Consider the following 13,777-nt stretch of genomic DNA (forward strand, 5'->3'; position numbering starts at 1 on the left):
GCGGCGCTGCGCGCCTGTCCGGGCTCCCCCCCCGCAGACCGCGGTAAACCTGTAGCCCGGCTAAGCGCAGCGCGAGCCGGGAATGTAAGGCGGCGTCAGCGCTTAATAATCATCGCGCTCATCGTCCTCATCCGGCTGCTCCATCACGCTATAGGCTACCGAGCAGAACAGCGAGTTCAGACGCTTCATATCGCCCAGCAGCGCCAGGTGCAGCGTACTGGTTTCGATACTCTGCACGTTTTGCTGATGCAGGCGATCAACGTGAGCATGCGAGTAACGACGGTTCATAATGCGAAAACGGTGTTTGCTACGGCGCAAGCGGCGGGCGCTCGGTACGTCGCCGGAAAAGAAAACCGACATCGCCAGCTGTAGATTGCTAAGCAGCTGATCGTAGAGCGCATCCAGCTCTTTCAACCCCTCCATGGAGAACGCGCGCCGCGCGGCCAGCGATTTATCGGCGATTTCGCTGCCCATTCGTTCAACGATATCCGAAGCCTGCTCGAGGTTGAGCGCCATTTCGATAATTTCCGCCCAGCGGCGGGATTCCTCATCGGCCAGCTCCTCTTTTGGCATCCGCGCCAGATAGAGCTTAATCGCGGTGTAAAGTACGTTGATATCGTCCGCCAGCCGCCGCAGCTCTTTCTCTTCACGCGGTTCACCGTGCATCACTTTATGCAGGCTTTCCAGCATCTGCTCCATGGCATCGCCGATACGCAAGGTTTCGCGGGCGGCGTTAGCCAGCGCCAGAGCCGGGGTGTCCAGCGCTGAAGTATCAAGATGCTTTGGCTTCAGTCGTGCATCCAGCTCCGGCTCATCGCGAATCAGTCGCTTACAGAGGTTAGCCATCGGCCCGGCGAACGGCACCATGGCGATACAGCGGATCAGGTTGTAGAAGACGTGGAAATAGATAACCAGTTCGGATTTTTGCAGCGGAAGCTCATCCATAACGTTTGCCAACAGATGGACAAACGGCAGGATAATCAGACTACCCACCAGCTTAAACAACAGGCTGCCGAGCGCAACGCGGCGCGCGGCGGCATTAGCGCCGCTGTTGTTTAGCATCGCCAGCAGCCCGGATCCGAGGTTGGCGCCAATCACCAGGCACAGCGCCACCGGGAACGAAATCACGCCGGTGGCGGTTAACGTAGCGGTCAGCAGCACCGCTGCCAGGCTTGAATAGCTGATGATGGCAAATACCGCGCCGATCAGCGCATCCAGCATAATATCGCCGGTCAACGAGGCGAAAATCACCTGCACGCCGTTAGCCTGGGTGATGGGATGCACCGCCTGAACGATCAGCTCCAGCGCCAGCAGAATCAAGCCCAGGCCAATCCCCACGCGCCCGAGCTGGCCCGCACGCGTTTGCTTGCGCCCAAGGAAGAAAATGACGCCGATAAAAATCAGCAGCGGCGAAAGCCAGGACAGGTCGAAGGTCAGCACCCTCGCCATCAGCGCGGTACCAACGTCAGCGCCCAGCACCATCACCAGCGCAGGGGCTAACGCCACCAGATCCTGGGCGACAAAAGAGGTGACCAGCATGGTGGTGGCGTTGCTGCTCTGGACCAGCGCGGTAACCCCGATCCCCGCGCAGAAGGCGAGCGGTTTTTTCTCCACGCTGCTGCTGAGTACACTTCTCAGGCGAGCGCCGTAGACGCGCATCACGCCGGTACGAACAATATGGGTGCCCCACACCAGTAGAGCGACGGCGGACAACAGGTGTAGCAGAGTTAACACGGAATCAGCTTCTCCTTATATTTATTTGTTCCAGAAACTCATAAACCGTTACAGGCCGGATAGCGCTTCGCTTATCCGACGGCAACGATCGCAAGCTCCCTTCAGTATAAGGGTTTATGCACAATAAAGAGACAGGGCGCTCGTTGAGCGCCCTGTTAGTTGTAAGGAAAGATAACGGCTGGTGGATCAGTCGGCATCGTAACCGAGGTTCGGCGCCAGCCAGCGCTCCACTTCCGCCACGCTCATCCCCTTACGTAACGCATAGTCCTCCACCTGATCGCGCTGAATTTGCGCTACCGCGAAGTACTTACTGTCCGGATGGCTGAAGTACCAGCCGGAAACCGACGCGCCGGGCCACATGGCAAAGGATTCCGTCAGCTTCATGCCGGTACGTTTTTCCACCTCCAGCAGCTCCCAGATGGTCGCCTTTTCGGTGTGCTCCGGACAGGCGGGATAGCCCGGCGCCGGGCGTATTCCCTGGTAATTCTCGCGGATCAGCTCCTCGTTGCTGAGGTTTTCGTTCGCCGCATAGCCCCAGTAGACCTTACGCACCCGCTCATGCAGATACTCGGCGAAGGCTTCCGCCAGACGGTCGGCAATCGCCTTCACCATAATCTTGTTATAGTCATCGTGCTGTGCCTCCCAGGCGTCGGCCAGCGCGTCTTCCTCAAGGCCGCCGGTCACCGCAAAGGCGCCGATATAGTCCGCCTTCCCCGACAGCTTCGGCGCGACAAAATCCGCCAGGCAGTAGTTGGCAAAGCCGACTTTCTCGGTCTGCTGGCGCAGATGATGCCCCACCGTCAGCACATGAGTCCGGGTTTCATCGCGATAGATTTCAATATCGTCGCCGACGCGGTTAGCCGGGAACAGCCCCACGACGCCGCGTGGATTAAGGGCCTTCCCGGCACTGAGCTTATCCAGCAGTTCGTTGGCGTCTTTAAACAGGCGCTGTGCCTCTTCGCCCACGACTTCATCTTCCAGAATGCGCGGATACTTACCGGCCAGCGACCAGGTCATAAAGAACGGCGTCCAGTCGATATAATTACGCAGGGTTTCAATACTGGCTTCCACCTCATGCACGCCCAGACGATGAGCCACCGGCGGGGTGTAGCTTGCCCAGTCAAAGGCCAGGTCGTTATCGCGCGCGGCTTCCAGCGTGACGGGGGGAGTGCGCGGCTTTTTACGTCCGTGCTGAATACGCACCGTTTCGTACTCTTTGCGGGTACGGGCGACAAAATCATCGCGCTGGCTATCGGACAGCAGGGCGGCGACCACGCCGACGGTGCGCGAGGCGTTCTGCACGTAGACCGTCGGGCCGCTGTAGTTCTGCTCGATTTTCACTGCCGTATGCGCTTTCGAGGTGGTTGCGCCGCCGATCAGCAGCGGAATAGTAAAGCCCTGACGCTCCATCTCCTTCGCCACGTTGACCATCTCATCCAGCGACGGCGTAATCAGCCCGGAGAGGCCAATCAGGTCGGCGTTAACCTCGCGGGCGGTTTTCAGGATTTTATCCGCAGGCACCATCACGCCCAGATCGACGATTTCATAGTTATTACACTGCAGCACGACGCCGACAATATTCTTGCCGATATCGTGAACGTCACCCTTCACGGTGGCGATGACCATCTTGCCGTTGCTGGAACCTTTCTCTTTGCTGGCCTCAATATAGGGTTCGAGGTAGGCCACCGCCTGCTTCATTACGCGGGCGGATTTCACCACCTGAGGCAGGAACATTTTCCCTTCACCGAACAGATCGCCAACCACGTTCATACCGTCCATCAGCGGTCCTTCGATAACCTCGATCGGGCGCGCGGCCTGCTGTCGGGCTTCTTCGGTATCGAGCTCAATAAATTCGGTAATGCCTTTAACCAGCGAGTACTCGAGGCGTTTTTTGACGTCCCAGCTGCGCCATTCCGCCTGCTGGGCGTTGGCGGTATCGTCAGTTTTGCTGCCGCGATATTTCTCCGCCAGATCCAGCAGGCGTTCGGTGCCATCATCGCGGCGGTTCAGAATCACATCTTCAACCGCGTCGCGCAGCTCGGCGGGAAGGTCGTCGTAAATTGCCAGCTGTCCAGCGTTGACGATACCCATATCCATGCCGTTACGGATGGCGTAGTAGAGGAATACTGCGTGAATCGCCTCGCGCACCGGGTCGTTACCGCGGAAGGAGAACGACACGTTAGAGACGCCGCCGGAGATCAGCGCGTGCGGCAGTTCGCGTTTGATATCTTCACAGGCGCCGATAAAGTCCTGGGCATAGTTGTTGTGCTCTTCAATTCCGGTCGCCACGGCGAAAATATTCGGGTCGAAGATGATGTCTTCCGGCGGGAAGCCCACCTCTTCGGTAAGAATGGTGTACGCCCGGCGGCAAATTTCAATTTTACGTTCGCGGGTATCGGCCTGACCCACTTCATCAAAGGCCATCACCACGACGGCGGCCCCGTAGCGGCGCACCTTTTTCGCATGCTGGATAAACGGCTCAACGCCCTCTTTCATCGAGATGGAGTTAACGATGCCTTTGCCCTGAATACACTTCAGGCCCTTTTCGATAACCTCCCATTTGGAGGAGTCGATCATAATCGGCACGCGGGCGATATCCGGCTCACCGGCAATCAGGTTGAGGAAACGCGTCATCGCCGCTTCGGCGTCGAGCATCCCCTCATCCATATTGATATCGATAATCTGTGCGCCGCTTTCCACCTGCTGGCGCGCCACATCCAGCGCTTCGTTATATTTTTCTTCTTTAATCAGGCGTTTGAATTTCGCCGAGCCGGTAACGTTGGTGCGTTCGCCGACGTTCACAAACAGGCTGTCATCGCCGATATTCAGCGGCTCAAGGCCGGAAAGACGGCAGGCGACGGGGATCTCCGGCAGCTGGCGCGGCGGCAGGCCGGCCACCGCGCGGCTCATGGCGGCGATATGTTCCGGCGTGGTGCCGCAGCAGCCGCCGACAATATTCAGGAAGCCGGCCTCCGCCCATTCGCGAATTTGCGTCGCCATCGTGTCGGCGTCCAGATCGTATTCACCAAAGGCGTTCGGCAGACCGGCGTTCCGGTGGGCGGTGACGTAGCATTCGGCGATACGCGACAGCTCCTGCACGTACTGGCGCAGTTCGTCCGGCCCCAGAGCGCAGTTGAGACCGAAAGTGAGCGCATCGGCGTGGCGCAGCGAGTTATAAAAGGCTTCGGTGGTCTGGCCGGACAGCGTGCGCCCGGAGGCGTCGGTGATGGTGCCGGAGATCATAATCGGCAGATCGACCCCCAGCGCTTCAAACTCCTCTTTGACCGCAAAGATCGCCGCTTTGGCGTTGAGGGTATCGAACACCGTCTCAATCAGAATCAGATCCGCCCCGCCTTCCACCAGCGCTTTGGTGGATTCACGATAGGCTTCCACCAGCCCGTCAAAGGTGATGTTGCGAAAGGCCGGGTCATTGACGTCAGGAGAAATGGACGCAGTGCGGTTAGTCGGGCCGAGAACGCCTGCCACATAGCGTGGTTTTTCCGGCGTGCGCGCGGTCCAGGCATCAGCGCTGGCGCGGGCCAGTTTCGCCGCCGTAAAGTTGATTTCCGCCGACAGGGATTCCATCTGGTAATCCGCCATCGCGATGGTCGTCGAGTTAAAGGTATTGGTTTCAATGATATCCGCCCCGGCCGCAAAATAGGCATCGTGGATGGCGGTGATCACTTCCGGCTTGCTGAGAACCAGCAGGTCGTTGTTGCCCTTCAGGTCGCACGGCCAGTCGGCAAAACGCTCGCCGCGGAAGTCCTGCTCACTCAGACGATAGCTCTGGATCATGGTGCCCATGCCCCCATCCAGAACCAGAATACGTTCTTTTAACTGCTGATGCAGTTGCTCAACTTTGCTGCTCACACTCGCTCCCGACAACGCTCAACCAGACCGAAAAAACTCAACGGACCATACTGGCACAAACCGAAGGGGTGGAAAAGAGAACAGCGGGCAAGATGAGACATGTTCAGCTTCACTCATCCGATCAGTCGGGTAGTGATTGCATTATCGCCAAATAAAACGAAAATCATTTCCACGATACAGAAAAAAGGAGTCCGCGATGGCGACCCCCGCTCCCGCAAAACGCGGCAGAAAACCTGCCGCCTCCGCCGCCGCTCCGGCTGGCGGGCAAGTTCAGTCCCTGACCCGCGGCCTGAAGCTGCTCGAATGGATTGCTGAATCTCACGGCAGCGTGGCGCTGACCGAACTGGCCCAGCAGGCCGGCTTGCCTAATTCCACCACGCACCGCCTGTTAACCACGATGCAGCAGTTGGGTTTTGTTCGTCAGGTCGGTGAACTGGGCCACTGGTCAGTGGGTGCCCATGCTTTCGTCGTCGGCAGCAGCTTCCTGCAAAGTCGTAACCTGTTGGCGATCGTCCATCCGATTTTGCGTCAACTGATGGAAGACTCCGGCGAAACGGTTAACCTCGCGGTGCTGGACCCGAGCGATCATCAGGCGATCATTATCGATCAGGTGCAGTGTACCCAACTGATGCGTATGTCGGCGCCGATTGGCGGTAAGCTGCCGATGCACGCTTCCGGCGCCGGTAAGGCGTTTTTGTCGCAGTTGAGTGAAGATCAGGTCACCGGCCTGCTGCACCGTCAAGGTCTGCACGCTTACACCCACGCTACGCTGGTATCGCCGGTGCATCTGAAAGAGGACCTGGCCCAGACGCGTAAGCGCGGCTATTCGTTTGATGACGAAGAACACGCGCTAGGACTGCGCTGCGTAGCCTCATGCATTTATGATGAACATCGTGAGCCGTTCGCCGCTATCTCTATTTCCGGGCCCATTTCCCGCATTACCGATGACCGCGTGACCGAGTTCGGCGCCATGGTGATCAAAGCGGCGAAAGAAGTGACGCTGGCGTATGGCGGAGTGCGCTAAATGAGCGATCTGAAATCCTACTGGCAGGATAAATACCCTTCTGCTTTTTGCTGGTCTTTCGGCGATTCAGCGGAGCTGGCCGACGAGCTGGCGTCCCTGGTCATCGCGGGGAAGAAGCGCGGCACCTGCGGTTCGCTTGCCAGCTATCAGCAGGAGCAGCCGCCCGTGACGCCGGGGGCATATCACATTGTGCTGGACGGCCAGGGCAAAGCCGTCTGCGTGATACGCACCCTGATGCTCAGGCTGATCCGGTTTAATGAAATGAGCCCTGAGCTCGCCGCGCTGGAGGGCGAAGGTGATTTGAGCCTCGCTTACTGGCAATCGGCGCATCAGGCATTCTTTGAACGCGAAGGCACCTGGGCGCCGGATATGGAGCTGGTGTACGAAGAATTTGCGGTTATAGAGGCCGCCTGAACCTGGCCGCCTGTTTACCCTGCCTGTTGCAGGTTGCCATAGCGCACGCAAAAGCGCTGACGGCGACGATAGGCGTAGACGTCTTCCACGTGGCCGTTGCGAATACGGTTTTGCAGCTCCCGCCAGTAGTCGGCGCGCAGCAGGTCGGCGTGCATCTCTTCAAATAGCGGCCCGATACGCGGGTCGGCGCACAGCCAGTGGCGAAACTCCTCCGGAAAAACATCGCCCGGCGAGACGCTGTACCAGGGCTCGCTGGCAAGCTCATCTTCCGGATAGCGCGCTGGCGGGATCTCGCGGAAATTCACCTCCGTCATATAGCAAATTTCATCGTAATCGTAGAACACCACCCGGCCGTGACGCGTAACGCCAAAATTCTTAAATAGCATATCGCCCGGGAAAATGTTGGCGGCAGCCAGCTGACGAATGGCGTTCCCGTACTCCTCGACTGCATCGCGCAGCGCCTGCCCGTCAACCTGCTCCAGCCAGATATTCAGCGGCACCATCCGCCGCTCGATATACAGATGGCTGATCGCAATCCGATCGCCGAGGTCGGTAATTTTCCCACCGGCTTCGGTTTGTAACAGGGCCATCAGCTCGGGCGCAATTTGCCGTTTCTCCAGCACGAAGTTCTCAAACTCCTGGGTGTCGGCCATCCGTCCCACGCGGTCATGCTCTTTGACCAGCTGGTAACAGGCGCGCACGTGAGCGGCAGTCATCTCTTTCTGCGGCGCGAAGCGGTCCTTGATGACCTTAAATACCCGGTCAAAGCCCGGCAAGGTAAACACCAGCATGACCATCCCGCGGATCCCCGGCGCTTCAACAAATTGTTCATTGCTGCGGGAAAGATAGTGCAGGTATTCCCGATAGCTTTCCGTTTTCGCATGCTTCTGGCAGCCAATCGCCATGTACAGTTCGGCGGTGGTTTTACCCGGCAGAATCTCGCGCAGCCACTCGACCAGCGCGCCGGGCAGCGGCGCGTAAACCATAAAATAGGAGCGGGCGAAGCCAAAAACGATACTGGCTTCGGCATGCGTCGTCAGGCAAGCATCGACAAACAGTTCGCCTTCATCGGTACGATGGATTGGCAGAAGAAAAGGCAGCGTGGCCATCGGCGTAACCAATTTGCCTACCAGCCAGGCTGCCTTATTGCGGTAAAAGAGTTCATTCGTCACCTGTAGATACGACCGGGAGAGCAGCTCGCCGCCAAGCGCTTCCTGCAGGCAAACGGTGATATACCCGATATCGCGCGCTCTGTTTTGCCACGGCAGGCGGAGAGGAAGATCGGATAACACTTTGCGTAATAACGTGTCCCAGCCGCGCTCGGGGAAGAAATCTTTCGCCAGCGGCCGCGGTATAGAGCGCAGGCGCCGCTCGGGCTGCGAGCTGAAAATAAAAAGCCGCTCGGGAGTCAGCGAGCGGTGGTCAAACAACCGACAATAGACGGAATTGAAAAAGCTCTCCGCAATTTCGAAGCGAGGGTAATCCGGCAGCAGGCGGGTATAGTGTTCTTTTACCCGCAGCAAAAAGTCGCTATCGGTATTTTTGCCATCGGTAATGCAGCGCAGCTGCTCGACGACCAGGCCGACATGGTGATCGTAGAGATGGATACGCTGCTTCATCGCCTGCTGGACGGCATGCCAGTCGGCCTGTTCAAAGCGCTGCTGGGCGCCGGAAGTGACTTCAAGAAAACGACCGTACTGGGCGTCGAAACCCTGCAAAATAGTTTGCGCAATCAATAATTCCAGGCCACGTGTCATACCTTCCCCTCTCTCCCTCTCCCCCGGAGAGAGGGAGAGGGGAAATGATCAGAACTGATCTTCTTCTGTAGAGCCGGTTAACGCCGTTACTGATGAGGTTCCGCCCTGGATAATGGTGGTGACCTTATCGAAGTAGCCAGTCCCGACCTCCTGCTGATGGGAGACAAAGGTATAGCCATCTTTCGCCGCCGCGAATTCCGGCTGCTGAACCTTCTCAACGTAGTGCTTCATCCCCTCGCCCTGGGCGTAAGCGTGAGCCAGATCGAACATGTTGAACCACATGCTGTGAATACCGGCCAGGGTGATGAACTGATATTTGTAGCCCATATCCGCCAGCTGCTGCTGGAAGCTGGCAATGGTTTTATCATCCAGCTTTTTCTGCCAGTTAAACGACGGTGAGCAGTTATAGGCCAGCAGTTTGCCCGGATATTTCGCATGGATCGCATCGGCAAAGCGCTTCGCCAGCTCAAGGTCCGGGGTGGAGGTTTCACACCACACCAGGTCGGCATAGGGCGCGTAGGCCAGCCCGCGGCTGATCGCCTGTTCGATACCGGCATGGGTGCGGAAGAAACCTTCGCTGGTACGGTCGCCGGTAATGAACTGACGATCGTAAGGATCGCAGTCTGAGGTAATTAAATCCGCCGCATCGGCGTCAGTGCGGGCAATCACCAGCGTTGGCACGCCCATTACGTCTGCCGCCAGACGCGCGGCAACCAGTTTCTGAATCGCTTCTTGCGTGGGAACCAGCACTTTGCCGCCCATATGGCCGCATTTCTTCACCGATGCCAGCTGATCTTCGAAGTGTACGGCCGCTGCACCGGCCTCAATCATCGATTTCATCAGCTCAAACGCATTAAGCACGCCGCCAAATCCCGCTTCCGCATCGGCGACGATCGGCAGGAAATAATCGGTATAACGCGGATCGTTCGGTTCAATACCCGCAGACCACTGGATCTGATCCGCGCGACGGAAGGTGTTATTGATCCGATCGACCACGGCCGGTACTGAGTTAGCCGGATAGAGCGATTGATCCGGATACATGCTGGAGGCCAGGTTGGCGTCCGCCGCGACCTGCCAGCCAGAAAGGTAAATCGCTTCAATGCCCGCTTTCGCCTGCTGTAATGCCTGGCCCCCGGTCAGCGCGCCCAGGCTGTTGACGTAGCCTTTTTTCGCTTCGCCGTGCAGCAGTCGCCACATCTTTGCCGCGCCCAGCTGCGCCAGCGTACATTCCGGGTTAACGGAGCCGCGTAGCTTCACCACGTCTTCGGCGCTGTATGGGCGAGTAATGCCTTCCCAGCGCGGGTTGGTCCACTCTTTGTTTAATTCTTCGATTTGTTGGGTACGGGTTTTCATGTGCAGATGCTCCATATTATTTTCCTGGCTTCCCAGGCATTATTGGTGATGACAGTTTGGTCACGGCCAGCGCGCAAAAACCGGAGCGTACTTATAGTACGTGAGGATTTTGAGTACTGCCCGGGGCCAAAATGGCAAACAAAGTAGCCTGGGCCGTCAGGCCAGCAGGCGGTAACCCGGCAAAGTCAGGAAGTCAATGAGCTCATCGGAAGTGGTGATCTGTTCCATCAGGCGCGCGGCCTCGTCAAAGCGCCCGCTGCTGTAGCGGTGCTCACCCAGTTCGTCCTGAATCACCCGCATCTCTTCGGCCAGCCACTGGCGGAACAGCGCTTTAGTTACCGGTTGACCGCTGCTGAGCGTTTTTTCGTGATGGATCCACTGCCAGATTGAGGTACGTGAGATCTCGGCCGTTGCCGCATCCTCCATGAGGCCATAAATCGGTACGCAGCCGTTGCCGGAAATCCACGCCTCGATGTACTGCACCGCCACGCGAATGTTGGCGCGCATGCCCTCTTCGGTTCGTTCGCCCTCGCAGGGGGCCAGCAGCTGTTCAGCGGTAATTGGCGCATCGTCTTCACGGGTGACAAATAGCTGATTTTTGTTCTCACCGAGCACGCCATTAAAGACGGCCATCGCGGTGTCAGCCAGACCGGGATGCGCAATCCATGTGCCATCATGGCCGTTATTCGCCTCCAGCGATTTGTCCGCTTTTACCTTGTTCAACACCTGATTGTTCCGCTCAGCATCTTTGCTCGGAATAAAGGCCGCCATGCCGCCCATCGCAAATGCGCCGCGCTTATGGCAGGTTTTAATTAACAATCGTGAGTAGGCACTGAGGAATGGCTTGTCCATCGTCACCACCTGACGATCCGGCAGAACGCGGTCCGGGTGATTCTTCAGCGTTTTGATATAGCTGAAGATATAGTCCCAGCGCCCGCAGTTCAGACCCACAATATGGTCGCGCAGGGCATGCAGGATTTCGTCCATCTGGAATACGGCAGGCAGCGTTTCAATCAGCAGCGTGGCTTTGATAGTGCCGCGCGGCAGCTCAAAACGGTCTTCCGTAAAGCTAAAGACTTCACTCCACCACGCGGCTTCCTGCCAGGCCTGGGTTTTCGGCAGATAGAAATAGGGCCCGCTGCCTTTTTCCAGTAACGCTTTGTAGTTATGGAAGAAATAAAGAGCAAAGTCGAACAGGCTGCCGGGAATAGCTTCCCTGCGCCATGTCACGTGTTTTTCCGGCAGATGCAGGCCGCGCACGCGACAGATCAGCAGCGCCGGGTTCGGTTTAAGCTGATAGATTTTGCCAGCTTCATTGGTATAGCTGATGGTGCCGTTAACCGCATCGCGCAGGTTAATTTGCCCCTCAATGACTTTGCTCCATTCAGGCGCCAGTGAGTCTTCGAAATCCGCCATAAAGACTTTTACGTTCGCATTCAGCGCATTGATCACCATCTTACGCTCTACCGGACCGGTGATTTCCACCCGGCGATCCTGCAAATCCACAGGGATGCCGCGAATTTTCCAATCACCATTACGAATGGAAGCTGTTTCCGAAATAAAATCAGGTAGCTTACCGTCATCAATTTCCTGCTGCTGCTGGAGACGCGCCGCCAGGAGTTTATTGCGCTCAGGCGTAAAGCGGCTCACCAGTTCAGTCAAAAATTCGACTGCCTCAGGCGTTAAGATTTGCTTCTCCTGGTCGCCATATGGCTGGCTAAAAGCCAGTTCGTCAGTAATTGTCGCCTGCTGCGTCATGTGCTGCTCCTCTTGGTTGATCCAGTTGGCGCGAACGTAAGATCGTTGTGTAGTTTTCGTTCAGCACAATTAAGACTACGCATTTATTTTTCAAAATCAAAAACAATTTCCATTTTTAATTTAATTCTCATTTAACCTATTGATAACAATATAAATAAAGTTTAATCACAATATGAGCCGCATTTCGGAAATAAAAAAGGCACCCGAAGGTGCCAGAGGCAAAATGCTGAAACGCTTTAGGATCGCGTTGTGTAGAAGATTAATCCAGAGTCGGATTCATATGGCGTAGATCGTATGGCGTGATCTGGTAGACGTAATAATTCAGCCAGTTGATAAACAGTAGATTGCCATGGCTTCGCCAGGTGGCGCGCGGTTTGTTCTGCGGATCGTTTTGCGGGAAATAATTGTGTGGAACCTGGGGATCGAGGCCCGCTTCCACATCGCGGAAGAACTCGCTGGCCAGGGTGTTTGCATCATATTCTGGATGACCGGTCACGAAGGCGATGCGCTTGTCTTTGCTGGCGAACAGGTAGGCATCGCCCTCTTCCGTTTCCGCCAGAATCTCCAGGTCGGTGTAGTCGCGTATCAGCGCCGCCGGGAAATCGGCATAGCGCGAGTGCGGCGCGAGAAAGCTATCGTCAAAGCCGCGGGTTAATAAGGCATGTGGTTGCAGGATATGGTGTTCGTAGACGCCGGAAATCTTCTCAGAGCGCGTCTGTTTAGGGATACCATAGAGGATATTGAGGGCCGCCTGTACAGCCCAACAGACAAATAGCGTTGAGGTAACATGATCTTTAGCCCATTCCAGCACCTGTTTGATCTGCGGCCAGTAGGCAACGTCATTAAACTCAACCAAACCTAAGGGCGCGCCGGTAACAATCAGGCCATCAAAATTCTGATCGCAAATATCTTCAAAGTTGCAGTAGAAGTTGTTCAGGTGTTCCGCTGGGGTATTACGTGATTCGCGGGCATCGATGCGCAGCAGCTGGATATCAAGCTGCAGAGGAGAGTTGGAAAGCAGTCGCAAAAACTGATTCTCAGTCTCGATTTTCTTCGGCATCAGATTAAGGATGAGCACCTTCAGCGGGCGGATTTCCTGGGTCGTCGCGCGAGTTGTCGTCATCACAAAGACGTTTTCATTACGCAAGAAATTGACGGCCGGTAGCTCGTCCTGCACCCGAATTGGCATAACTTTATTACCTCATAACATACGTATAAACGTTTAGACATCCAGACAGCTGAAGATACCCAGGAATAATGTGAATGTCGAGCCTGCAAATGCAGGGTGAGAAAATTTCACGGAGATATTTACGTTAGAATATAAGAACAAATAAAAGGAGCACGTATGGTTATTAGTATCCGCCGTTCACGGCATGATGAAGGGAAAAAACTGATTGCGATCTGGTGTCGATCGGTCGATGCAACGCACGGTTTTTTATCAAAAGCATATAGAGCGGAGCTGGAAGAACTGGTGAGCTCATTCCTACCCGAAGCGCCGCTGTGGGTAGCAGTAACGGAGGAAGATGAGCCGGTCGCCTTTATGCTTCTAACGGGGGAACATATGGATGCGTTATTTGTTGATCCTGCCGTTCGCGGCTGTGGCGTGGGTAAGCTTTTGATTAAACACGCCTTGTCGTTAGCGCCCAGACTGACGACTAACGTTAACGAGCAGAATGAACAAGCGGTCGGATTTTATAAGAAAATGGGCTTTGAGGTGACAGGCCGTTCTGAAACGGACGATCTTGGAAAACCGTATCCGTTATTGAATTTGGTACATGAGTAATGAAAAGGCCGGATAAGGGTAGACCGATGTCCGGCAGTTTCAGACGACAAAAACGCAAAAAGCCCATCCGTCAGGATGGGCTCT

At 56.2% G+C, this 13,777-nt stretch carries 9 protein-coding genes; 3 read left to right on the forward strand and 6 right to left on the reverse strand.

Annotation, left to right across the window (positions count from 1 at the left end):
• Window positions 1–102: 102 nt before the first annotated feature.
• Together ABLV11_RS09615 and metH are read right to left on the reverse strand one after the other, a co-directional pair.
• Window positions 103–1,734, reverse strand: coding sequence for a Na/Pi cotransporter family protein (locus ABLV11_RS09615; protein ID WP_004109645.1), 1,632 nt, complete (start codon window positions 1,732–1,734; stop codon window positions 103–105).
• Window positions 1,735–1,920: 186 nt separating this feature from the next.
• Window positions 1,921–5,604 carry a methionine synthase gene (gene metH / locus ABLV11_RS09620; protein WP_348855291.1) on the reverse strand — a complete coding sequence of 1,228 codons (3,684 nt, stop codon included), beginning with the start codon at window positions 5,602–5,604 and terminating at the stop codon, window positions 1,921–1,923.
• 196 nt (window positions 5,605–5,800) lie between these two features.
• Between metH and iclR the strand changes: the two genes are divergently transcribed.
• Entirely contained in the window at window positions 5,801–6,628 is an 828-nt protein-coding gene (gene iclR / locus ABLV11_RS09625; RefSeq protein ID WP_004117167.1) for a glyoxylate bypass operon transcriptional repressor IclR, read from the forward strand.
• Window positions 6,629–6,637: 9 nt separating this feature from the next.
• Window positions 6,638–7,042 carry an ASCH domain-containing protein gene (locus ABLV11_RS09630; RefSeq protein WP_126489674.1) on the forward strand — a complete coding sequence of 135 codons (405 nt, stop codon included), beginning with the start codon at window positions 6,638–6,640 and terminating at the stop codon, window positions 7,040–7,042.
• Between the two features lie 14 nt (window positions 7,043–7,056).
• Here the strand turns inward: ABLV11_RS09630 and aceK are convergent, their stop codons facing one another.
• From aceK to metA, 4 genes are all read right to left on the reverse strand, one after another.
• Window positions 7,057–8,799: a bifunctional isocitrate dehydrogenase kinase/phosphatase gene (gene aceK, locus ABLV11_RS09635; RefSeq protein WP_049128344.1), complete on the reverse strand. Its 1,743-nt coding sequence runs from the start codon at window positions 8,797–8,799 to the stop codon at window positions 7,057–7,059.
• A 48-nt stretch (window positions 8,800–8,847) separates the two neighbouring features.
• Complete coding sequence (gene aceA / locus ABLV11_RS09640) at window positions 8,848–10,152, reverse strand: isocitrate lyase (protein ID WP_024274896.1); 1,305 nt, start codon at window positions 10,150–10,152, stop codon at window positions 8,848–8,850.
• A 156-nt stretch (window positions 10,153–10,308) separates the two neighbouring features.
• On the reverse strand, window positions 10,309–11,910 hold the full coding sequence (aceB, locus tag ABLV11_RS09645; protein WP_023320156.1) for a malate synthase A: 1,602 nt from the start codon (window positions 11,908–11,910) through the stop codon (window positions 10,309–10,311).
• 259 nt (window positions 11,911–12,169) lie between these two features.
• Window positions 12,170–13,099, reverse strand: coding sequence for a homoserine O-succinyltransferase (gene metA / locus ABLV11_RS09650; RefSeq protein WP_004109666.1), 930 nt, complete (start codon window positions 13,097–13,099; stop codon window positions 12,170–12,172).
• 156 nt (window positions 13,100–13,255) lie between these two features.
• Between metA and ABLV11_RS09655 the strand changes: the two genes are divergently transcribed.
• Window positions 13,256–13,693 carry an acetyltransferase gene (locus ABLV11_RS09655; protein WP_126488151.1) on the forward strand — a complete coding sequence of 146 codons (438 nt, stop codon included), beginning with the start codon at window positions 13,256–13,258 and terminating at the stop codon, window positions 13,691–13,693.
• Window positions 13,694–13,777 lie beyond the last annotated feature (84 nt).

Origin of the sequence: Klebsiella sp. GW_Kp181 (assembly GCF_040062315.1) — a bacterium.
GTDB classification, from domain to species: domain Bacteria; phylum Pseudomonadota; class Gammaproteobacteria; order Enterobacterales; family Enterobacteriaceae; genus Klebsiella; species Klebsiella oxytoca.

Coding starts and splice junctions, on each gene's coding strand:
- aceB (WP_023320156.1), bottom strand. CDS start 11,910: ATGACGCAGCAGGCGACAATTACTGACGAACTGGCTTTTAGCCAGCCA.
- aceA (WP_024274896.1), bottom strand. CDS start 10,152: ATGAAAACCCGTACCCAACAAATCGAAGAATTAAACAAAGAGTGGACC.
- metA (WP_004109666.1), bottom strand. CDS start 13,099: ATGCCAATTCGGGTGCAGGACGAGCTACCGGCCGTCAATTTCTTGCGT.
- ABLV11_RS09655 (WP_126488151.1), top strand. CDS start 13,256: ATGGTTATTAGTATCCGCCGTTCACGGCATGATGAAGGGAAAAAACTG.
- aceK (WP_049128344.1), bottom strand. CDS start 8,799: ATGACACGTGGCCTGGAATTATTGATTGCGCAAACTATTTTGCAGGGT.
- iclR (WP_004117167.1), top strand. CDS start 5,801: ATGGCGACCCCCGCTCCCGCAAAACGCGGCAGAAAACCTGCCGCCTCC.